The sequence below is a fragment of the Archangium violaceum Cb vi76 genome (genome assembly GCF_000733295.1).
Taxonomy (GTDB): Bacteria; Myxococcota; Myxococcia; order Myxococcales; family Myxococcaceae; genus Archangium; species Archangium violaceum.
Genome location: NZ_JPMI01000273.1, coordinates 1 through 21,361, shown reverse-complemented (window position 1 = coordinate 21,361; position 21,361 = coordinate 1). Strand labels below are relative to the sequence as shown.

Here is a 21,361-nt window from a genome sequence, read left to right as displayed (position 1 = left end):
TAAGAAGGACCCGGGGGTTGCGCTAGCCTTCCGTGCCATGGATCGGAAGCGCACATTCGGGTGGCTCGCCGTCGTGCTGGTGCTCCTGGGAGGCCTGCTGCTCGTCCTCGGGGGACGGGGCGGACCGGACCCCCAGGCCACGCGGTCCCCAGGCGCCACGGCCCAGAAGCCCGCTCCCGCCACGACGGCAACGGAGACGGCACCGGAGCCGAAACCCACCCACACCACGGCGGCCCCGCCCACGCGCCTGGTGCCGGCCACGTATGCCGAGCGCTCGACGGAGCCACACGGGGCCTTCGAGGGCCGTGTCATCTCGGCCACCACGGGAGATGGCGTGGAGGGCGCGGAGCTGACCTTCGCGGGCCCGGGAGGCGCCACGTCCACGCGCACGGATGCGAGTGGACGGTTCCGCTTCGTGCCGTACTCGGGGGGCACGTGGCAGCTCGCGGTGGTGACGGCGCGGGGCTACCTGCCCTTCGGCCCCGAGTGGGGGCAGAGCCCCATCCGCTTCACGGCCGTGCCGGGCCAGCGCCTCTCGGACCTCGTGCTCGCCCTGACGCCCGAGGTGGAGCTGCTGGGGCGGGTGGAAGGCCCGGACGGGAAGCCGGTGGCGGGAGCACAGGTGCGGGTGCTCACCGGCCGGAGCGGGGAGTCGGTGCTCTTCCCGACGCCGGACCGTTACACGTCGGATGCGAGTGGGGAGTTCCGCTTCCACGGCCCCGAGGGCGCCATCGTGGAGGCCCGCCACCCGGCCCACGCCTCCGCCCAGGCCGAGGTGACAGCGGGGACCCTGCTGACGCGCCGGCTGGTGTTGAAGCTGGGCAGGCACGAGGGCTCCGGGGACGTCCCCCTGGACGAGTCGCTGGCGGGGCGGGTGGTGGACGCAAGTGGAACGGCCGTGGCGGGGGCGCTGGTGTCGGTGGAGTCCGCGGAGAGCGCATGGCCCAAGCAGTACGGAGACGCGCACGGCTACGAGCAGGTGACGGACGACGAGGGGCGCTTCACGATCGAAGGCGTGGCGCCGGGGCTCTATGACGTCACCGCGAGGTTGATGGGGCTGGCGCCGGGAGAGCTCCAGGACGTGACGGCGGGGAGGAAGGACCTGGTGCTGACGCTCGCGCGGGGAGCGAAGCTGGTGGGCACGGTGCGAGACGCGGCCACCGGCAAACCCATGCCCTCCTTCACCCTGGCCGTGTTCACGAAGCGGGGGCCCCTCCAGCGAATCCCCTTCGCGCAGCTCTCGTTCATCGACGCGCGGGGCCACTACGAGCTGGCCGGAGTGCCCACCGGGGGCTACGTGGTGCAGGTGGCCGCGTACGGCTACGCCCCGTCCGAGACCCACGTCGAGGTGCCACGAGGAGCCTCGGGGACGGTGACGGCGGACGTCTCGCTCGGGCGAGGGGCGAAGATGACGGGGCGGGTGGTGGAGGAGGGCACGAACCTGCCCCTGGAGCGCGCGCGCGTCTCCGTCGAGGGCATGGGCGCGGAGAGCGCGCTGTCGGTGCGCTACGACGCCCTCACGGACGCGGAGGGCCACTTCACGCTGGATGGACTGCCCTCGGGGCAGATGTCCCTGCACGTCTCCGCCGAGGGGCACCACAGCCGCATCATCTCGGGGATTCGCGTGGGCCCCGAGAGCACGGCCCCCCGGATCCTCGAGTTGAGGAAGACGGAGGAAGGCGAGGAGCCGCAGGTGGACATGGTGGGCATCGGCGCGGTGCTGGCGCCGCGAGAGGACGCGCTGGTGGTGGGCCAGGTATTCGAGGGAGGAGGCGCGTGGGAGGCGGGGCTCGCCACGGGGGACGCCATCGTGCGCATCAACGGACGCCCGGTGGTGGAGCTCGGCTTCCCGGACGCCATCCAGAGCATCCGAGGCGTCGAGGACAGCCTGCTGGTGCTCGGGGTGCGCAAGGCCCCGGCGCCGGGCACGGAGGGGAGCCCCGCTCCCATCGTGGACATCACCGTGAAGCGGCGACGCATCCGCAAGTAGGCCACACGAAAGGAGCGACATGCCATGACCAGCCTTCCGTCGATCGTGCTGGGTCTGGAGGAGCCACCCGAGGATCTCACGGTCGCGCGTGTCCCGCCCGGGAGGACGCTCACCGATGGAGTCCTACGGGCCGGAGCCGCCCGGGTGGACATCACGCCCGGCTTCCTCACGCCCACGGCGGGCTGGTCCCTGTCGGGGCACAGGATGCGAGCGATGTGGGGACGGCTCCACGCGCGCGTGCTCGTGCTGGATGATGGGCACGGCGAGCGGGTGGCGCTCATCGCGGCGGACCTGCACGCCGGCTCGCGCTACCTGGCGGAGCGGCTCGCGGAACGCACCGCGCCCCTGGGCCTGCACATTGGCCGGCTCTTCCTCGCGGGCACGCACACGCACGGCGGACCGGGCAACTTCTACGGCAGTCCGTTCTACGACTCCTTCGCGCAACCCAAGCCAGGGCTGGACGCGCGAGGTGTCGCGTACCTCGTGGAGCGGCTGGAGCGGGGCGTGCGCGAGGCCTGCGAGCGCCTGCGCCCGGCACGCGTCGGGCACGGCGTGTCCCGGCTCTGGGGGTACTCGCGCAACCGGAGCCTGAAGGCCGCCCGCGACAACGTCCCCGGGGTGGAGGACGCCGCGTTCCGCCGTGAAGCGGAGTCCCTGGGCTTCCCCGGGGGCACACCGTCCGCCGTCCCCTCGGGGCTCTCACTCGAGCAGGTGAGCGTGGATCCACGCGTGCAGGTGCTCTGGGCGGACGAGGCGCAGCCGCCCCACCGGCCCATTGGAGCCTTCGGCACGTTCGGGGTGCACTCGGCGATGCTGGCGCTGAACCACGCCCTGGGAAGCGCGGACCTCTTCGGGGTGGCCACCCACCATGCCGAGCACCTGATGCGAAGCGCGGAGCCGGGCACGGAGCCGATCCTCGGGCTCGCCGCGGGCACCGTGGGGGACTCGGACCCGACGCTGCCTGGCCTGTCGGTGGACGAGCTGAAACGGCAGCGCCACGGCCGGACGCGGAACCTGGAGCTGGCGGAGAAGGTGGGGCAGGAGCTGGGCCAGCGCCTCTTCGAGGCCTGTGGAGATGCACGTGCGCGGGCGGAGACGTCGGTGCGCCTCTCGGTCCACTTCGACGAGCCCACGATTCGCGACGCCACGCTGTCGGATGGCACGCGGCTGCCACATGAGGCCCAGGTGGGAGGCCCCACACTCGGTGGCTCGGAGCTGGGTGGAGGGGTTCCCCTGCTCTTCCGCGAGGGGATGCGGAACACGCTGGGCGACACCGATCCACAGTGGCCCAAGGAGCCACCGCTCCTGCTGGAGAGCATCCTCTCCGATCTCTTCAAGTACCAGCCTCCGGCCCTGCCGCTGCGGTTGCTGAAGGTGGGGAGCGTGTGGCTGATGGGGCTTCCAGGCGAACCCACGTCCTGGCTGGGTAACCGCCTGGACCGGGAGCTGCGGCAGATGGGGGCACGGGAGGTGATGGTGGCGGGCGTGTGCGGCGACTACGTGGGCTACCTCACCACGGGGGCCGAGTACGAGTGCCAGCACTACGAGGGCTCCAGCACGATCTGGGGAAGGAACACGGAGCGCTGGCTCGTCGAGCACAGCCGGGCCCTTGCGGGGAGCGCACCGGGCCGAGTCCCCTCGAACGAGGCACGCTTCCCGGTGAGATGGGGCAAGCACGAGGAGCTCTCGATCCCGAGGCCGCCCATGAAGGACGCCCTCCCCTTCTGGCCCCGGCGGCCCCGATTCGACGAACCGAGGCTGTTCCGGGGGCGCCTGCTGCTACGGGGAAGCTGGTTCGCCTGGGCGCCCCAGGAGGGCCGGGAGTTGGGGCGAGGGCCCTGGGTCCAAATCGAGGACGCAGCCACGGGAGAGGTGGTGCACAGCCGCGGGCTGCCCGTGGATGACCAGCATCAGCGCTTCCTGCTGGAGTTCACCGACGACGAGGACCACATCGATTGGCGCTGGTCGGTGATGCTCGAGGACTGGCGGCACCTGGTGGGGCGGAGGGTGCGCTTCCGCACACTGGGACCGCGAGGCGTCCGCGTGCAGCCGCCTCCGGGAGCACAGTGGCCCGAGCGCCAACTGGTGGCGGACCCACCGGAGGACTGAGAGACGTCCCGGTCACCCGAAGGCGCAGTCCTTGCCCTTCGTTGGCAGCGCGGAGGCCTCTCGGGTGAGGTACGTGTCGACGGCCTTCGCCGTCTCGCGTCCATCCGCGAGGGCCCAGACGATGAGGCTCGCCCCGCGGCTCGCATCTCCCGCGCAGAACACGCCGTCCACCGACGTGGCGAAGTGCGAGTCCACCTGCACGTTGCCGCGCGGCGTGAGCTTCGTGCCGAGCTGCTCGGCCAGCAGCCCCGTGTCCGGCCCCGTGAAGCCCATGGCCAGCACCAGCAGGTCCACCTCGTAGACCGTCTCGGAGCCGGGCACCTCCACCAGCCGGGGAGCGCCATTCGCTTCCCGCTGCACCTCCACCCGCACCGCGTGCAGTGCCCGCAGCTGCCCGTTCTCACCCACGAGCTGCTTCGTCATCAGCCCGAACTCGCGCGCCCCACCCTCCTCCTGGCTCGACGAGGTGCGGAAGATGAGCGGCCAGCGCGGCCACGGGTTGCCCTCGGCGCGCACCTTCGGCGGAGCCGGCATCAGCTCCACCTGCGTCACGCTCGCCGCGCCCTGGCGCAACGCCGTGCCCAGGCAGTCCGAGCCCGTGTCACCGCCACCCAGAATCAGCACCCGCCTGCCCGCCGCGTTCAACCGGGGCTCGAGCGTGGCCAGCCCCGACACCACCCGGTTCTGGTGCTCCAGGTAGTCCATGGCCTGCACCACGCCGGACAGCTCGCGCCCGGGCACCTCGAGCTCTCGCGCCTTCCTCGCGCCCATGGCCAGCACGACGGCGTCGTACTGCTCGCGCAGCGCGGCGTAGCCCGGCTCGCGGCCCACGTCCACGCCACAGCGGAACTCCACGCCCTCGGCCTCCAGCAGCTTCAGCCGCCGGTCCAGCACGGACTTCTCCAGCTTGAAGTCGGGAATCCCATAACGCAGCAGACCCCCGAGCCGGTCATCCCGCTCGAATACGGTGACGCTGTGGCCCGCCTGGTTGAGCTGTGCCGCCGCCGCCAGCCCCGCGGGCCCCGAGCCCACCACCGCCACGCGCTTGCCCGTGCGGCTCGCCGGAGGCCGGGCACGTACCCACCCCTCGGAGAAGGCCCGCTCGATGATCTCCTTCTCCATCTGCTCGATGGTGACGGCGTCCTGGTTGATGCCGAGGACGCACGCCGCCTCGCAGGGAGCCGGACACAACCGTCCGGTGAACTCGGGGAAGTTGTTGGTGGCGCTCAGGGCGAGGAAGGCCTCCTTCCACTTGCCCCGGTACACCGCGTCGTTGAAGTCCGGGATGGGATTGCCCAGCGGACAGCCCTGCTGACAGAAGGGCACGCCACAGTCCATGCACCGCCCCGCCTGCCGCTTCGCCTCCTCGGCGGACAGCGGCAGGACGAACTCACGCGAGTCTCCCACGCGCTCGGACTTCTCGCGCTTGGGGGCGTGCACGCGCTGCCACTCCATGAAGCCGGTCGTCTTTCCCATGGCTCAGCCCTCCCCTCCCACGACCTGGAGCCGTGGCAACGTGGCGGGAGGCGGCTTGCGAGCCGCCCGGCGCGCCTGGAGCACGCGCTTGTAGTCGGTGGGCATCACCTTCACGAACTGCGGCACCATGCGCTCCCAGTTGTCGAGCACCCGCTGCGCCAGCTTGCTGCCCGTGTGGTGCAGGTGCCGTTCGATCATCCCGTGGACGAGCCAGATTTCCGACTCGTCCACGAGCGACTCCAGCTCCACCATCTCCAGGTTGCAGCGCTCGCGGAAGGAGCGCTCGCGGTCGAGCACGAAGGCCATGCCGCCGCTCATGCCCGCGGCGAAGTTGCGCCCGGTGGGGCCGAGCACCACCACCGCGCCGCCCGTCATGTACTCGCAGCCGTGGTCGCCCACGCCCTCGACGACGGCCTGGGCGCCGCTGTTGCGCACCGCGAAGCGCTCGCCGGCGAGCCCGCGCAGGTACACCTCGCCGGCCGTGGCACCGTAGAGGACGGTGTTGCCCACCAGCACGTTCTCCTCGGGGGTGAAGCGGCTGTCCGAGGGCGGGTAGACGATGACGCGCCCGCCGGAGAGCCCCTTGCCGAGGTAGTCATTGGCATCGCCCTCCAGCTCCAGCGTCACGCCGCTGGCGAGGAAGGCCCCGAAGCTCTGTCCCGCCGAGCCCTTCAGCCGGATGCGCAACTGCCCGTCCGGGAGTCCGCGAGCCCCATGGCGCCGGGCCACCTCACCCGAGAGCATGGCGCCCACCGCGCGGTGCGTGTTGCTCACCGGGCGCACCAGCAACGTGGGAGCCCCGCCCTCCAGCGCCGCCTGGGCGTCCTTCAGGAGGTCATGGTCCAGGTGGTCGGACACGTCCTTGCTCCACGCCGAGTCGCACCGCCGGGGCTCCTCGGAGGGAGCGTGGGGGAGCGTGAGCAACCCGGAGAGGTCCACCCGCTTCACCTTCCAGTGGTCCGAGGCGGGCCGCTGGCGCAGCAGGTCCACGCGGCCCACCAGCTCGTCCAGCCGGCGGGCGCCGAGGGCCGCCATCTGCCGACGCAGGTCCTCGGCCACGAGGTAGAAGAAGTTCACCACGTGCTCGGGCTTGCCGTGGAAGCGCTCGCGCAGGCCCGCGTCCTGGGTGGCGATGCCCACCGAGCAGGTGTTGAGGTGGCACTTGCGCAGCATGATGCACCCGAGCGCGATGAGGCTCGCGGTGGCCATGCCGAACTCCTCGGCGCCGAGCAGCGTGGCGACGAGCACGTCCCGGGCGGTACGCAGGCCGCCGTCCACCTGGACGCGGATGCGCCCACGCAGACCGTTGTGCACCAGCACCTGCTGCGTCTCCGCGAGCCCCAGCTCCCACGGGAGGCCCGCGTGCTTGATGCTGGAGAGCGGCGAGGCGCCCGTCCCGCCCTCGTAGCCGGAGATGACCACACCGCCCGCGCCGGCCTTGGCCACGCCCGCAGCGATGGTGCCCACCCCCACCTCGCTCACCAGCTTCACGCTCACCCGCGCCGCCGGGTTCACCGACTGGAGGTCGTAGATGAGCTGTGCCAGGTCCTCGATGGAGTAGATGTCGTGGTGTGGCGGCGGGGAGATGAGCGTCACACCCGGCGTGGACCAACGAACCCGGGCAATGCGCTCATCCACCTTGTGGCCCGGGAGCTGTCCGCCCTCGCCGGGCTTGGCGCCCTGGGCCATCTTGATTTGGAGCTCGGCCGCGTTGACGAGGTACTCGGTGGTGACGCCGAAGCGGGCGCTGGCCACCTGCTTGATGGCGCTGCGCCGCAGGTCTCCGTTCTCGTCCCGGGAGTAGCGGCGAGCCTCCTCACCGCCCTCGCCGCTGTTGGAGCGCCCCCCCATCCGGTTCATCGCGATGGCCAGCGTCTCGTGGGCCTCGGCGCTGATGGAGCCGAAGGACATGGCGCCGGTGACGAAGCGCTTGACGATCTCCGACGCCGGCTCCACCTCCTCCAGGGGCACGGGGGTCTGCCTCTCGGCCGCCACCTCCAGGAGCCCGCGCAGGTTGCAGAAGGCACGCGACTCGTCGTCCGCCAGCTTCGAGTACTCGGCGAAGACGGCTGCGTCATTCGCGCGAGCCGCCTGTTGCAGCTTCGCGATGGTGGCGGGGTTCCACTTGTGCGTCTCGCCCCGGCGGCGCCACTGGTAATGGCCGCCCACGGGGAGCAGCTCCGCCTCGTGCTCGGCCGCCGGACCGAACCCGAGCCCATGCCGCTCGCGCACCTCGCGCCCCAGCTCGGGCAGGCCCACGCCCTCCACGCGCGAGGGCGTCCCGGTGAAGTGCCGCTCCACCAGGCTCCGCTGAAGGCCCACGGCCTCGAAGAGCTGCGCGCCGCGGTAGGACTGGAGCGTGGAGATGCCCATCTTGGACATCACCTTGAGCAGGCCCTCTTCAATGGCGTGGATGAAGTTCTCCTGGGCCTTCTCCTGGTCCACCGGCAGCTCGCCGGCGTCGGCCAGGGCGCGCAGCGTGTCCAGCGCGAGGTACGGGTTCACCGCCGAGACGCCGTAGCCGAAGAGGCAGGCGAAGTGGTGCACCTCGCGGGCCTCGGCCGTCTCCAGCACGAGGCCCGTGTACATGCGGATGCCGTCGCGCACGAGCCGCTGGTGCACGGCGGACACGGCCAGCAGCGCGGGGATGGCGGCATGGGCCGCGTCCACGTCCCGGTCGCTCAGCACGAGGATGTTGGCGCCCGCGTCCACCGCTTCCACGGCCGAGCTGCACAGCCGCTCCACGGCCGCATCCAGCGCGTCCTCTCCCCCGTTCACCGGGTACAGGAGGCTGAGCGGCTGCGTCTCGAAGATGCCCTCGTTGCGGATGGCGGCCAGCTTCGCCAGTTGCCCGTTGGTGAGGATGGGGCCCGGCAGCGACAGGCGGTGGCAGTGCTCCGGCGTCTCCTCGAAGGTGTTGCCCTCGGGGCCCAGCCCGGTGGCGAGCGTCATCACCAGCGACTCGCGGATGGGGTCGATGGGCGGGTTGGTCACCTGCGCGAAGAGCTGGTGGAAGTAGTTGAAGAGCGAGGGGGCCTGGTCACTGAGCACGGCCAGGGGCGTGTCGGTGCCCATGGAGCCCACGGGCTCCTTGCCGCCCTCGGCCATGGGCCGCAGCAGCAGGCGCACGTCCTCGTCCGTGTAGCCGAAGGCGCGCTGGAGCCGCCACAGCTCCTCGCCGCCCAGCCGCCGCGGCGCGGGCACGGTGGGCAGGTCATCGAAGGTGAAGACGTTGTGCTGCAACCACCGCCGGTAGGGCCAGCGGGTGGAGATGTCGCGTTTCACCTCCTCGTCCTCGAGGATGCGGCCCTCGAGCAGGTCCACCAGCAGCATGCGGCCGGGGGTGAGGCGGCCCTTGCGGCGCACCTGGGAGGCGGGCACGTCGAGCACGCCCGTCTCCGAGGCGAGGATGATGCGATCGTCCTCGGTGACGAGGTAGCGCGCGGGGCGCAGGCCGTTGCGGTCCAGCGTGGCGCCGATGAGCTGTCCATCGGTGAAGGCGATGGCGGCCGGCCCGTCCCACGGCTCCAGCAGGGAGCTGGAGTACTCGTAGAAGGCGCGCCGCTCGTCGCTCATGAGCGTGTGGCCCTCCCACGCCTCGGGGATCATCATCATCATGGCGTGGGGCAGCGGACGGCCGCCCAGGTACAGCAGCTCCACCATGTTGTCGAACTGGGCGGAGTCACTCTTCCCGGGGACGATGAGGGGGAAGAGCGGCGCCAGGCTGCCGCCGAACCTGGCCGACTGCAGCAGCTCGCGCCGGGCGTTCATCCAGTTGCGGTTGCCGTGGAGCGTGTTGATTTCGCCGTTGTGGGCGATGTAGCGGAACGGCTGCGCCAGCTCCCAGGTGGGGAAGGTGTTGGTGGAGAAGCGCGAGTGCACGAGGCCCAGGGCGCTCACGCACTCGGGGTGCTGCAGGTCCACGTAGAAGCGCGGGAGCTGCCGGGGCAGGAGCAGGCCCTTGTAGATGAGCGTCTCGGCCGAGAAGCTGGCCACGTGGAACTGGCCGTCCGGGTCCAGGGCGCGCTCGCGGATGCGGCGCTCGGCCAGCTTGCGGATGCGGAACAGCTTGCGCTCGAAGGCGCTGGGCACCACGCGGCGCCGGGCGACGAAGAGCTGGCGGAGGACGGGGGCGCTGTCGCGGGCCAGCCTCCCCAGGTGGGAGGAGTCCACGGGCACGTCCCGCCAGCCGAGCACGCGCTGGCCCTCGTCGGCGGTCACCTGCTCCAGGGCGGCCTCGCAGGCGATGCGCGCCTCCGCGTCCGAGGGGAGGAACACCATGGCCACGCCGTACTGGTGGCGCGGAGGCAACGCGAAGCCCAGCCGCTCACGCTCGAAGAGGCGATGGGGAAGCTGGATGAGGATGCCGGCGCCATCCCCCGTCTCGGGGTCCCTGCCGGCCGCGGCCCGGTGGCTCAGCCGATTGAGGAGCTCCAGCGCGTCCTCGACGATGCCGCGGGATTTCTCTCCCTGGATATGGGCCACGAAGCCGACTCCACAGGCATCGTGCTCGGTGTCCGGTTCGTACAACCCATAGCGGCCCGGGCCTCGCTGCGACATCAGCACTCCCTCTCGGCGGGTGAATTCTTCAACGCGGAGAGTCTAGTGCACTGCGTCAGCCCGTGTAAGCAGGCAAGAAAGATTCAGTGACGTCCGCAAGCGCCCGGAGCGCTCAGGGGAGCGGGGGCCCGGTGGGGGTCCTCACGGGAGCATGAGGGCTTCCAGGGGGACACGCTCCGGCTCCTCGGTACGCTCCCGCTCGCCGGCCAGCCCGAGCGTGGCGCGGACGGCGGTGAGCAGCTCCTGCTCCCGGTAGGGCCGCGAGCACTGGGAGTGCTCCGGGTGGGCCCAGGCGGGCCGCGAGGCCCCGGCCAGGACGATGGGGATGGGCCGGGCGCGCGGCAGCTCGGCGAAGGCGGACAGGAAGAGGCCCAACTGCGTGGGCGGGGCCCCCTCGGACAGCAGCACCAGGTCCACCGGCAGCGAGGCGGCGCGGCGCAGCGACTCCACGCCCCCGTGCGCGGTGAGCACCTCGAAGCCCTCGGCGCGCAGCACGCGCTCGGCGGTGAGCTCCTGCACCGGATCCTCGTCCAGCAGCAGCACCCGGCGAGGCAGACGGCGTACCTCGTTGGCGGACATGCGCGGCAGGCCCAGGGTGAAGGTGGAGCCATGGCCCTCGGCGCTGGACATGGACAGCGCGCCGTGGTGCAGCTGGGCGATGGAGTGGCTGATGAAGAGCCCCAGCCCCAGCCCGCCGAAGTGGCGGTGCGAGGAGTTGCCCGCCCGGTGGAAGCGCTGGAAGAGGCGCGACTGGTCCTGCGTGGGGATGCCGATGCCCCGGTCCTTCACGTGCAGACGGGCCTCACCGTGCAGCGCCTCCACCTCCACGCAGATGGGCTCGCCCTTGGGGCTGTACTTGTCCGCGTTCTCCAGCAGGTTGATGAGCACCTGCTCCAGCCGCTCCCGGTCCGCCTGCACCCAGAGGTGCTCGCGCGGCACCACCAGACTGAAGGGACGCTCCAGAGTGTGGCGGAACTGGTCCACCACTTCCGCCACCAGGTGGCCCAACTCCAGCGGCGCGAGCTGCAGGGACAATTGGCGCTCCTCCAGTCTCGAGACATCCAACAACTCGTTCACCAGCCGCTCCAGCCGCTCCACCTGCCGCTTGGACTTGGTGACGGCGGCGGGATCCACACGCTGGCCCTGGGCGAGGCAGCGCTCCAGGAAGCGCAGGTTGAGCTTGAGGGGCGTGAGCGGCGTCTTCAGCTCGTGCGAGGCGATGGACATGAACTCCTCGCGCACGCGCAGGGCCGCCTGGGCCTCGCGCAGCAGGCGGGCGTTCTCCACCGTCACCGCCACCTGCCCGGCGGCGGCGCTCCACAAATCCAGCTCCCGCAGGGAGAAGGAGGTGCCCTGCTCCTTGTAGAGGACGAGCAGCCCCAGCGCGCGCTTCTGGGACAGCAGCGGCACCGCGGCGAAGATGGAGCCCACCGCGTCCCCGTAGCCGCGCTGGACGCCAATCTGGGGCTGGCGGGTGATGAGGGCCGCCTCGAAGGAGTCGGCATGGTCCTCGAGGGCGTCCTCGGGGGAGTCGGCGCTGGCCAGGTCGGACACGGCCACCCGGCGCAGGGGCTGGCCCTCCTCGGACAGGTACACCTCGGCGCGGCGCACCTGGGCGCAGCGCACCACGGCCAGCACGGCGGCCTTGCAGACGCTGTCCACGTCCAGCGTCTCGCCCACCTCGCGGGCGATCTCCTGGAGGGCCTGGGCGAAGGCCACGTCGTCATCGGCGCCGGAGGGCTCGAAGAGCAGCCAGGCCCCGGGGTTGGCGCCCGGGCCCGAGGGCCGGGTCCGGATGCGCATCTGCTTGAGGCTGGAGGTGATGGCATGGCCCGAGTGGGAGCGGCCCTCGCGCAGGGCGCGCTCGAGGGCATCCCGGCCCCAGCCGCCCTCGAGAGCCGAGAGCACCGGGTCTCCCACCTGGAGGACCATGCCCGTCTTGGCGCCGAAGTCCGGCTCCAACCATTCCACTCGCAGATCCGGCCCGAGCCGCACCACGGCCTGGGGAACGCACGCGAGGATGTCCTGGAAATCGGAGGGCAGCATTCGGGGCGAGGATCTGAGTTACGCCCCTGCCACCGGAGACACAAGATGGGTCGGCCCCGGCTGCTCCCCCCTGGACAGAGGGGACGTTGGGGGGCGGACAGGAGGGGGGACCCGGCAGCCTGGGGAGCGTTCGCCGTACAGGGGCTGAAATCGGCTCAGTGTGTGTTAGACGACACCCCGCCATGCCTTCCCAACCGACCAAGGAACTGAAGACCTTTCCCAACCCCGCCCGGGATCGCGACTACGAGATCGCGTTCGACGTGCCGGAGTTCACGTGCCTCTGCCCGCTGACCGGGCAGCCGGACTTCGCGAAGTTCAAGATCCGCTACGTGCCGGACGAGCTGTGCGTGGAGCTGAAGAGCCTGAAGCTCTACATGTGGTCGTACCGGGACGAGGGGGCCTTCCACGAGAAGGTGACCAACACGATCGCCGACGACATCGTGCGCGCCATCAAGCCGAGGAAGCTGACGGTGGAGGGAGACTTCTTCGTGCGCGGCGGCATCGGGACGCTGGTGACGGTGACGCACGAGAAGAAGGGCCGGGGAGCGAAGGCGGCGAAGAAGAGCGCCCCCGCGCGCCGCAAGTAACCCCTACTGCTGTTCCCCGCCCATCTTCTGCTCCAGCTCCCGCGCCCGCTGGTCCGCATCGGACTCGATGCGGCTGGCGGCGCCGCGGACGTTGTCGAGCTGCCTCTTGGCCTGACTGGTTTCCCCTTCCGGCTCGGAATCACGCGGGGCGTGGCTGAGCGCGTAGTACGCGACGCCCGCGGTGACGGCGATGGCGAGGATGAAGGTGATCAGCTTGCCCATGACGAAGAACTCCCGGGGTGCGTGCGCTCACCGGAGGGTGAGCTGCCGCACGAGCCCCATCCAATACGAGTGGGAGAGGGCCAGTCCAGTGCCCAGGGCTCCCGCGGCGGCGACGAAGGCGAGCAGCCAGCGGACCCACGGCCTGGAGAGCAGCTTCGAGGCCGGGTCCTCGAAGCTGTCGGCGACGTCCAGCTCCTTCTGGGTGAGGTGGGCGAGCGCCTCGGTCTCGGTGAGCTTCTTGCGGTGGCGGAGGAAGCCGACGAGGAGCGCCTCGTAGGACATGCGCACGTGCTGGGCGAGGAACAGCTCCAGCTCGCGGCGCATGGCGGCGGCGTTGGCGAAGCGAGCCTCCGGCCGCACCTCGAGGGCGCGCTTCACGATGTCCGCCAGCGGCTTGGGGATGTGGGGCGCCACCTTGCTCAGCGGCGTGTACTCGCCGTCGCGGATGCGGGCGAAGACCTCGCCGGTGTTGCGGCCCAGGAAGGGGCGGGCCCCCGTGAGCGCCTCGTAGAGCAGCACCCCGAGCGCGAACAGGTCCGTGCGCCCGTCCACCGGCGCGCCCGTCACCTGCTCGGGGGACATGTACGAGGGGGTACCCACCGCCATGCCCTGCGCGGTGAGGGCCTCCAGGCCCACGTCCTTGGCCACGCCGAAGTCCATCAGCTTCACGTCGCCGGACTTGGAGAGCATCACGTTGGCCGGCTTGAGATCGCGGTGGATGATGCGGCGGAAGTGGGCGTGCTCCAGCGCCCCGGCGATGCGCGCGCCGATGGCGGCACCCACCTCGGGAGGCAGCGGCCCCTCCTTGATGAGCTCGTGCAGGGTGGGCCCGTCCACGAACTCCATCACCATGAAGAGGACGTCGTTCTTCTCCACCAGGTCGTACAGGGTGACGATGTTCTGGTGGCGGAAGGCGGCGAGCGCGAGCGCCTCGCGGCGGAAGCGCGACACGGCCTCCTTGTCACGCACCGGGTCCGCGAGCATCTCCTTGATGGCGACCTCGCGCTGCAACATCTCGTGAAGCCCCCGGTACACCTGGGCCATGCCTCCGCGCCCCAGCTCTCCGAGCACGCGGTAGGCGCCTATCTTCCGATGTCTGACGACGGGCTTCTCACTGGCTGGCACGCACGCGAGGCTAGCGATTTGCCCGCGAGGCGTCGACACGCCCGGAGTGCAGACAGCCATGCGGTAGAAATCCCTGTTCACGAGAGAGCAGAGCCACCCACATCACGCACCCGCTACGCTGCGCGCGCCATGAAGAAGACCCTCCTCCTCCTTCCCGCCGTATTCATGCTGCTGCCCGGCTGCATCCTCATCCGCGACACCCATCACGTGCACCGGACCAAGAAGTCCGAGATGAAGTCCCGCCCCGACTGCCACCCCAGCCAGTACTGGGATGGCGAGCAGTGCCGCCACAAGGGCAAGGGCAAGGGCGCGCGCAAGCACGACGACTGACGCATGGCCACACGGATGGACTCCCCGGCACGAGATACCCTCACCCCGACCCTCTCCCGGAGGGAGAGGGAGGGCGCATCCGGGGCGGAGCAGTCTGAACAGGGGTTGTCCGCGGAGACGCACGGGCAACGCATCACGCTGCTCGACGGGGGCGCCGAGGCCTACCCGCGCATGCTCGCGGCCATCGACTCGGCCACCCGGCGCGTCCACCTGGAGGTCTATGCCTTCGAGCACGAGGGCGTGGGCGCCCGCTTCGTCGAGGCCCTCATCGCCGCCGCCCGCCGGGGCGTGGAGGTGAAGGTCATCGTCGATGGCTGGGGCTCCATCGGCGGGAGCCGCGCGCTGGCGGACAGGCTGCGTCCGGCCGGCATCCAGGTGCGCGTCCACAACCCCCTCACCTCCGTGCTCCTGATGGGCCGCCTCTGGCGCAACCACCGCAAAATCCTGCTCGTGGATGACACGGTGGCCTTCCTCGGTGGCATCAACATCGGGGACCACTACGCCGCGGCGGAAGGCAGGCCGGGGTGGGCGGACCTGGCGCTGGAGCTGCGGGGCAGCATCTGCGCGCAGTTGGGGGCACGGCTCACCGCGGGAGCATCCGCGCTGGAGGCGGGCCCGGTGCGCATCCTCCTGTCCGGCTTCGGCGGCGGTGGGCGCCTGCGCGCGCGCTACCTGGAGGCGCTGAAGCAGGCCCGGCACGAGGTGGTGCTGGCCCACGCGTACTTCCTGCCGGACCGGGGCTTCGTGCGCGCCCTCACCCGCGCGGCGAAACGAGGCGTGGCTGTCCACCTGCTGCTGGCCGGCCGCAGCGACGTCCCCTTCGCCCGCGCGGCCACCATGCGCCTGTACCGCACCCTGCTGCGCGGAGGCGTGCACATCCACGAGTGGACGGAGACCACCCTGCACGCCAAGGCCGCGGTGGTGGACGACCACCGCCTGCTGGTGGGCAGCTTCAACCTGGATCCGCTCTCACTGGTGAACCTGGAGACGCTGGTGGAGGTGGAGGACGCGGGCGCGGCCGGGCAGGCCACCCGCTGGGTGCGGCAGCACCTGGGCCGGGCGAAGCCGGTGACCCTGGGGGACTGCGCGCGCTCGGGCCTCCAGCGCTGGCTGCTGGACGTGGTGGGGCTGGCGGTGGCGCGCTTCGCCGAGCACGTCGCCAGCTTCATCGGCTCGCGGCGCATGCGCCACCGGGGCTGACGCTCAGGCCCTGCCCGCCACACCGGAGACCCGGGCCACCGCGTCCAGCAACTGCTCCAGCCGGAAGGGCTTCTTCAGGAAGGCCTGCCAGTGGCGAGGCGCCGAGGCTCTCGGTGCGGTCTCGCTCATGAGGATGACGGGCACCCCGTCCAGGCCGGGCGTCTTGCGCATCTCCTCGAGCGCCTGCATGCCGGAGAGGATGGGCATCATCACGTCCATCACCACGACGTCCGGGCGGTGCACGCGCAGGCTCTGCAGGGCATCCCGGCCATTGCCGCAGACGGCCACCTCGTAGCCCTCGTCCCGCAGCACGTCCGCCACGACCTGCTGCACGTCGAACTCGTCCTCGACGACCAGGATGGTCCTCATCGTTCCCTCCCGCCGCCCCGGCCGCCCCGCCCGAGCATCTTCTTGAGCACCCCCGGCTTCTTCTTCCTGGGCTTCTCCGCCTTCGTCTTCTTCTTCCCCCCGTTGCGGATGCGCCCGTGGCCGCTGAGGATGGCCTCCGCGCTCTCGAAGGAGTCGGCCACGTCGATGCCCTCGCGGGAGATGCGGAACTCGCGCAGCGAGGTGTCGTAGCGGCTCTCGCGCATCTTCATGATGGAGAGCAGCCGGTAGATTTGCGAGCGCAGCTCCACATAGCGCAGCAGCAGGACGGACTCCACCACGTTGGCGAGCTCCGGGGTGGGCAGGTTCAGCTCGGGCTGGAAGAGCTCCAGCTCGTCCGTCATGACGGTGGTCACGTCCTGCATGCGCAGCTGGTTGGTGAGCGCCGAGAGGAAGCGGGGAACGCGGTCCGGGTACACCGCCGCCGCCCGGAAGCCCTCGGCCCCGTCGATGAACAGGCGCCGGCGCTCCTTCTTGTCCTCGGCCCGCAGCTTCTCCAGCAACTGCTCGGCCAGCGAGTCCATGAAGTGCTCCAGCGGGGGCTGCCAGACCAGCTCGATGCGGCCGTCCTTTACGTACCGATTCAGGGGCAGGCCCACGTCCTCGGCCTTCTCGATGAGGCGGGGGGGCGGCTCGTAGAACCCGAAGTAGGTGCCATGCTGACCCTGGCGGGCGCCCTCCACCAGGAAGCAGAGCCCCAACAGCGTCTTGCCCGTGCCCGGCGCGCCGATCAACGCGGTGGTGGAGCCCGAGGGCAGCCCCCCGTCCAGCATCTCGTCCAGCCGCTTCAGGCCGAAGCCCATGCGGATGCGCTGCTCGTGCGCCTGCTCGGGCGGTCTGGCGAACTGGATCTCCGTGCGCGGGTGGATGGCCAGGCCATCGCCGGTGATCTCCACCTCGTGGCGGCCCCGGAGGTAGTCGCTGCCACGGAACTTGTGCACCGTCAGCTCGCGCACCGCCCGCGGGCCCACGAGCTTGTCGGACAGCTCGATGACGCCGTCCACCACGGCGTTCTCCACGTGGGTGCGCTCGCGCACGTTGGAGACCAGCAGCGTGGTGCAGCCCAGCAGGTTGGTGAAGGCCTGCAGGCCGTGCACGAACTCCCGGTAGGCCTGGGGCGAGGTGGAGAACTGCTCCGCGCTCTCCATGCCGTCGATGACGAAGAAGGTCGCCTGGCGGTCACGCAGCGTGCGGCGGATGAGCTCCATCAGCCCGCTGAAGCCCCCCTCACGCACCTGCTGGTAGCCGCTGATGTAGTAGAGCCGCTCGGGGATGAACTCCGGCTTGAAGAAGCTCAGCGTGGAGAGGTGCGAGAGCATCTTCGCGTGCGACTCGATGAGCAACGTCATGTAGACGCAGCGCCCCTCCTGCTTCTGGATGTGGTTGCAACACAACTGGTTGGCGAGGATCGTCTTCCCGCTGCCCGGAGGCCCCATCAGGGCGTAGATGCCGCCGAGCTTGAGCCCTCCCTTGAGGATGAAGTCCAGCCTCGGAATGCCGCTCTGGATGCGGGGGTCCCGCGCCGCCTTGTCTGTGCCCTCTGTCTCGGACTCACTCATACCCCTCCTCTGCCGCCTCCGTGGGCAGGCGCAGCGTGAAGCAGGAGCCTCCGCCGTCGCGCGCCGTCAACTCCACCGAGCCCCCATGGGCACGGGCGATTTCCCGGACGATGTACAGGCCGAGCCCCAGGCTCACCACGCGGTGGCCCGAGGAGGAGCGCTCGAACGGTTTGAAGATGCGCTCGCGGTCTTCCGGGGCCACGCCGACGCCCCGGTCCGCCACCTGGAGCGACACCACGCCGCCGCGCAGCTCGGCCCGGACCGAGATGGGCCCGCCCGCGCCATATTTGATGGCGTTGGTGACGAGGTTGGTGAGCGCCTGCTCCACCCGCATCCGGTCCCAATGGACCTGGACCTGGGGACAATCCTCCAGGGTCAGCGCCGAACCCGCCTGCCGCGCCTGCTCGGTGAAGTGCTCGCACACCTCGCGAACGAGGGAGCCCAGCTCGAAGCGCTCACGCTCCAGGTCGAAGCGGTTGTTGCGGGCCCGGCTCACGTCGAGCAGGTTCTGCACCAGCACGCCCAACCGGCGCACCTGGCGCAAGGCGGGCTCGAGCCGCTCGGCCACCTGGGCGCCGGAGAAGCCCACGTCGCGGCGGGCGCCCCGCTGCAGCCGCTCCAGGACGAGCTGGATGGCGGTGAGGGGGGACTTGAGCTCGTGCGAGGCCACGGACAGGAAGGTGTCGCGCGCCCCGAGCGCCCGGAGGAGATCCTCCTCGGCCCGGCGCCACTGCGTCACGTCCTGGAAGGACACGGTCGCCACGGCCGGTGAGCGCGAGCGATCCAGGCGCGAGTGCACCACGAGGAACCTGTCGCCCTGGGGCGTCTTCCAGCGGAAGAGCGCGCCCTCCAGGGGCTCGCCCCGAGCGGCCCGCCGTACCGGGAACCGCTCGGGAGGCAGGGGCGCGCCCGTCTCGTCCAGGACGGAGCCAGGGGCGGGAGCCTCGAGGGAAAAGGGGAGTGCTCGTGCCGCCGCGTTGGCGGACAACACCTGGCCCGTCCCCTCCTCTACCCGCAGCACGGGCACGGCGAGGAAGTCGAGGATGCCCTCCTGTGCCGACTGCTCGGACACACCCGTCTCCATTTCATCCACCCGCACAGCACGAACGGATGGAGCCCGCGGCACCCGGTGTCGCATGATGTGACCGCAGTCCCGCAAGATGGGCACGGGGTCAAGGATGGCAACCGCGCCGGAGAAGCCCGCTCGTCCTCCAGCGTTGCCTGATGGACGAATGGGGCCACGAAACGGGCAGCCCTCTCAGGTGGCCGGCCGCCTGGAAACAACCGGCTCGAGCAGGCCCTTCGCGCGCAGCTCCTCCTGGACACGCCGGCCCAGGGCGAGGTGCTCGGGGTTGGAGGCGGTGAGGCGCTCTGGAGGGAGGAGGTCGGCTCAGAAGAGGCTCTTGAGTAGCCCAGCACCGTCCAGCAACGCACGCACGTGGTCGGCCAGGGCGGCGTGAGCCGGCTCGTGTCCGTTGAAGCGTTCCGGCGTGAGGATGACGAGAGAGCCCTGGTCCTCCACCGGCTCGACGCGCACGGGCTCGGGCAGGGGCGGCATCTCGCCCATGCGATGTGAGAAGTACATCAGCCAACCCGTGTAGGGCTGGCCCACGGGATGCTCTCGAACCCGCTGATAGGCGTCCGAGAAGACAACACCACAGTCAGGCTCCCAGGCCAGCACCATGGCGCGGAGGAGCCTGGCCAATACAGGCACGGTGAGCACTCGCTCCGAGCCCGGCTCCTCCCTGGGCAGGTCGAGCAAACAATTGTTCAAGGCTCCTACGGCGTCATCACCACAGGTGAACCTGACCGCGCCACCACGCTCATCCTCTTCATGCCCCGTCCAGGCTCCAAGCGTGAAGCCGACATTTCCGAGCCTGTATCCCCTCTTCTTGAAGAAGCGCGTGAATGTTTCGGCGGTGGGCTCGAACCGAAGCTGGAGCGCCTTCTTGCGCGAGTCCGCTTTTTCGAACCAGCGGGTGTAGATGGGATCGCACTCCGAGAGGAGGCGGAAGAAAGTCTCCGCCCGTCGGGCACACACCTCGGCGGACTCCACCCGGCATCCCCAATAGACAGCAGCGTCGTAGGTATCCATCGTCCGAGACATGCCCGAGGGTTACGGCGGCGTGTAGACCACGTCAATGCCCCTGATGCTTTCCTTCTGAAACAACCCCTTGAGGACATCCACCATCCTGGGTTCCGCGACATGCCAACGGATGGGAATGCCGTTGGCCACCCGGCTCTGCCGCCTGGCCTGGCTGACGAGCCTATCGGCCCCCTTGAAGTACTTCCTTGCCTTGAGGTCCGCATCGAAGTGCTTGTCGTAGCCCAGGCCCTTGGTCTCCTGCAGGAGGCGCTGGTCCAGGTCGAAACCATCGAAGTCGGCCTTCTCGCCGTTGTGCCACACCCGGTATACCCAGCCCGCCGGGGCCTTCGTCACCTTGTGCTGGAAGGCACGTGAGCGCGGTGACATCCGCTCGTTCTTGGGCACCCACTGCCCCGGTCCACCCACCGGTGGCACCCAGCCACCACCTTGGCCCGAACCCACCTTGGCCAGGTGCAGACCCCAGGCGACGCTCAGCCCCTGGCCCGCCACCGCCACGGCCCGCCCGGGCACCGCCACCAGCCCCAGCACCAGCTCGCCTCTCTTCGTCAGCGTCAGCAGCGGCACTGACAGCCGGCCCAGCTTCTCGCCCCACGTCACCGCCTTCACCGCTCCCGCCCCTGAGCTCCCCACCGACAGCAGCACGTTGGCCATCAGCCGTGACACCTCGCGCACCCGCTCACCCCGGGGCTTGTGGCGGAAGGCCTCCCAATACTCGGGGGCATTCTGCAAGAGCACGCGCACCGCTCCCGGAAGCCGCGTCAGGCCCTCCAGGCTCTCACCCGGATGGAAGACGAGTCGGCTCAACCCCTCCAGAGTGTCCCCCAGCGCCAGCCCCGCTCCCTCCAACGCCGGTACCACCACGCCGTCATCCGGCACGTAGGGGCCCAGGGGCTTCGCACCCCGAGGCACCTCCAGCCCCGTGTCCACCGGCCACAGCTGCCCCGCCTCCACCGCGTAGAAGGGGCCCACCTCGTAGCGGCCCGCGCGCAGCGTGCCGTCCTCGGCCAGCCGCACCTCGCCGGCCCGCTGCACCGCCTCGCCCGTCACCGCCCGCACCAGGTAGCCGTCCGGGCGCACCACCCGCAGCCGGTGGAAGCGGTCCATGCGCGCGTGCAACTCCCCACGCGTCACCGGCCCCGCGCCCGTAGCCACCTCCAGCAGCAGGTGCGCCGCCATGCGCTGACGGGGAAACTCCCCCAGCCCCGCCTCCGCCTCCAGCAGGTGGGCCAGCAGTTGCACTGCCTGCTGGGGCGACAGGGTGCTCCCATCTTCCGGCAACACCTCGGGGGACACGCCCACCTGCACCAGCAGGCCCTGGAAATGGTCCATGCTGAAGGGCACCGGCCAGGGGCTCCCGTCTCCCACGCCATCCCTCCAGCCCACGAGGCCCTCCACTCCGTCCTCCAGCGGCTCGTCCTCTTCTCGCACCGGGCGGCGTACCCGCGAGCCGGACTCGCCCCCGGGGGCGTCCGCCGTCAGGGCCGGGGCACCTGGCGCCTGCTCGTCGACGTCGTCCTCCGGGTCGTCTTCCTCGTCGAGCGCGGGGGCGTCCCCGGGTGGCATGGCCGTGCGGATGGAGTCGTCCACGGGCCCGGGTGGGCGCGCCGGGGTGAAGAAGGCTGGCGTCAGGCGGTGGGGGCGGGGGCTGGTGAACAGCCCCGGC

The 21,361-nt window shown here is 70.7% G+C and carries 14 protein-coding genes and 1 pseudogene; 5 read left to right on the top strand and 10 right to left on the bottom strand.

Annotated features, from left to right (window positions below; all coding sequences use genetic code 11):
* Window positions 1-37 precede the first annotated feature (37 nt).
* Together Q664_RS37175 and Q664_RS37170 are read left to right on the top strand one after the other, a co-directional pair.
* Window positions 38-1,990 (top strand): carboxypeptidase regulatory-like domain-containing protein, encoded by a 1,953-nt coding sequence (locus Q664_RS37175; RefSeq protein WP_052519148.1) that lies wholly within the window; start codon window positions 38-40, stop codon window positions 1,988-1,990.
* A gap of 24 nt (window positions 1,991-2,014) precedes the next feature.
* The gene (locus Q664_RS37170) at window positions 2,015-4,099 is read left to right on the top strand and encodes a neutral/alkaline non-lysosomal ceramidase N-terminal domain-containing protein (RefSeq protein WP_043407085.1); all 2,085 of its coding nucleotides are present in this window, start codon (window positions 2,015-2,017) and stop codon (window positions 4,097-4,099) included.
* Window positions 4,100-4,111: 12 nt separating this feature from the next.
* On the opposite strand, the gene Q664_RS37165 is transcribed toward Q664_RS37170, so the two are convergent.
* From Q664_RS37165 to Q664_RS37155, 3 genes are all read right to left on the bottom strand, one after another.
* Complete coding sequence (locus Q664_RS37165; RefSeq protein WP_043407082.1) at window positions 4,112-5,575, bottom strand: glutamate synthase subunit beta; 1,464 nt, start codon at window positions 5,573-5,575, stop codon at window positions 4,112-4,114.
* Between the two features lie 3 nt (window positions 5,576-5,578).
* Window positions 5,579-10,135 carry a glutamate synthase large subunit gene (gltB, locus tag Q664_RS37160; protein WP_043407081.1) on the bottom strand — a complete coding sequence of 1,519 codons (4,557 nt, stop codon included), beginning with the start codon at window positions 10,133-10,135 and terminating at the stop codon, window positions 5,579-5,581.
* 141 nt (window positions 10,136-10,276) lie between these two features.
* Window positions 10,277-12,181: an ATP-binding response regulator gene (locus Q664_RS37155; RefSeq protein ID WP_043407079.1), complete on the bottom strand. Its 1,905-nt coding sequence runs from the start codon at window positions 12,179-12,181 to the stop codon at window positions 10,277-10,279.
* A 182-nt stretch (window positions 12,182-12,363) separates the two neighbouring features.
* Here Q664_RS37155 and queF point away from each other — a divergent pair, with 182 nt between their 5' ends.
* Window positions 12,364-12,768: a preQ(1) synthase gene (queF, locus tag Q664_RS37150; protein ID WP_043407076.1), complete on the top strand. Its 405-nt coding sequence runs from the start codon at window positions 12,364-12,366 to the stop codon at window positions 12,766-12,768.
* Between the two features lie 3 nt (window positions 12,769-12,771).
* Here queF and Q664_RS37145 read toward each other — a convergent pair whose 3' ends face one another.
* Both Q664_RS37145 and Q664_RS37140 read right to left on the bottom strand, forming a co-directional pair.
* On the bottom strand, window positions 12,772-12,990 hold the full coding sequence (locus Q664_RS37145) for a hypothetical protein (protein ID WP_043407074.1): 219 nt from the start codon (window positions 12,988-12,990) through the stop codon (window positions 12,772-12,774).
* A gap of 27 nt (window positions 12,991-13,017) precedes the next feature.
* The gene (locus tag Q664_RS37140; protein WP_043407152.1) at window positions 13,018-14,034 is read right to left on the bottom strand and encodes a serine/threonine-protein kinase; all 1,017 of its coding nucleotides are present in this window, start codon (window positions 14,032-14,034) and stop codon (window positions 13,018-13,020) included.
* Window positions 14,035-14,244: 210 nt separating this feature from the next.
* Here Q664_RS37140 and Q664_RS58355 point away from each other — a divergent pair, with 210 nt between their 5' ends.
* Both Q664_RS58355 and Q664_RS37130 read left to right on the top strand, forming a co-directional pair.
* On the top strand, window positions 14,245-14,445 hold the full coding sequence (locus tag Q664_RS58355) for a hypothetical protein (RefSeq protein ID WP_043407072.1): 201 nt from the start codon (window positions 14,245-14,247) through the stop codon (window positions 14,443-14,445).
* Between the two features lie 105 nt (window positions 14,446-14,550).
* On the top strand, window positions 14,551-15,645 hold the full coding sequence (locus tag Q664_RS37130) for a phospholipase D-like domain-containing protein (RefSeq protein WP_052519147.1): 1,095 nt from the start codon (window positions 14,551-14,553) through the stop codon (window positions 15,643-15,645).
* Between the two features lie 3 nt (window positions 15,646-15,648).
* On the opposite strand, the gene Q664_RS37125 is transcribed toward Q664_RS37130, so the two are convergent.
* The 5 genes and pseudogenes from Q664_RS37125 to Q664_RS53175 all read right to left on the bottom strand — a co-directional run.
* On the bottom strand, window positions 15,649-16,014 hold the full coding sequence (locus Q664_RS37125; protein ID WP_043407066.1) for a response regulator: 366 nt from the start codon (window positions 16,012-16,014) through the stop codon (window positions 15,649-15,651).
* Complete coding sequence (locus tag Q664_RS37120; RefSeq protein WP_052519146.1) at window positions 16,011-17,591, bottom strand: DUF7125 family protein; 1,581 nt, start codon at window positions 17,589-17,591, stop codon at window positions 16,011-16,013. Before Q664_RS37120 ends, Q664_RS37125 begins: the two co-directional genes overlap by 4 nt.
* Complete coding sequence (locus tag Q664_RS37115) at window positions 17,584-18,663, bottom strand: sensor histidine kinase (RefSeq protein WP_160174582.1); 1,080 nt, start codon at window positions 18,661-18,663, stop codon at window positions 17,584-17,586. The genes Q664_RS37120 and Q664_RS37115 overlap by 8 nt, the downstream gene beginning before the upstream one ends.
* 186 nt (window positions 18,664-18,849) lie before the next feature.
* Window positions 18,850-19,686 (bottom strand): annotated as a pseudogene (locus tag Q664_RS61600) (Imm52 family immunity protein).
* 21 nt (window positions 19,687-19,707) lie between these two features.
* The coding region (locus tag Q664_RS53175; RefSeq protein ID WP_052519143.1) for a Tox-REase-5 domain-containing protein at window positions 19,708-21,361 on the bottom strand (1,654 nt) is incomplete at its 5' end.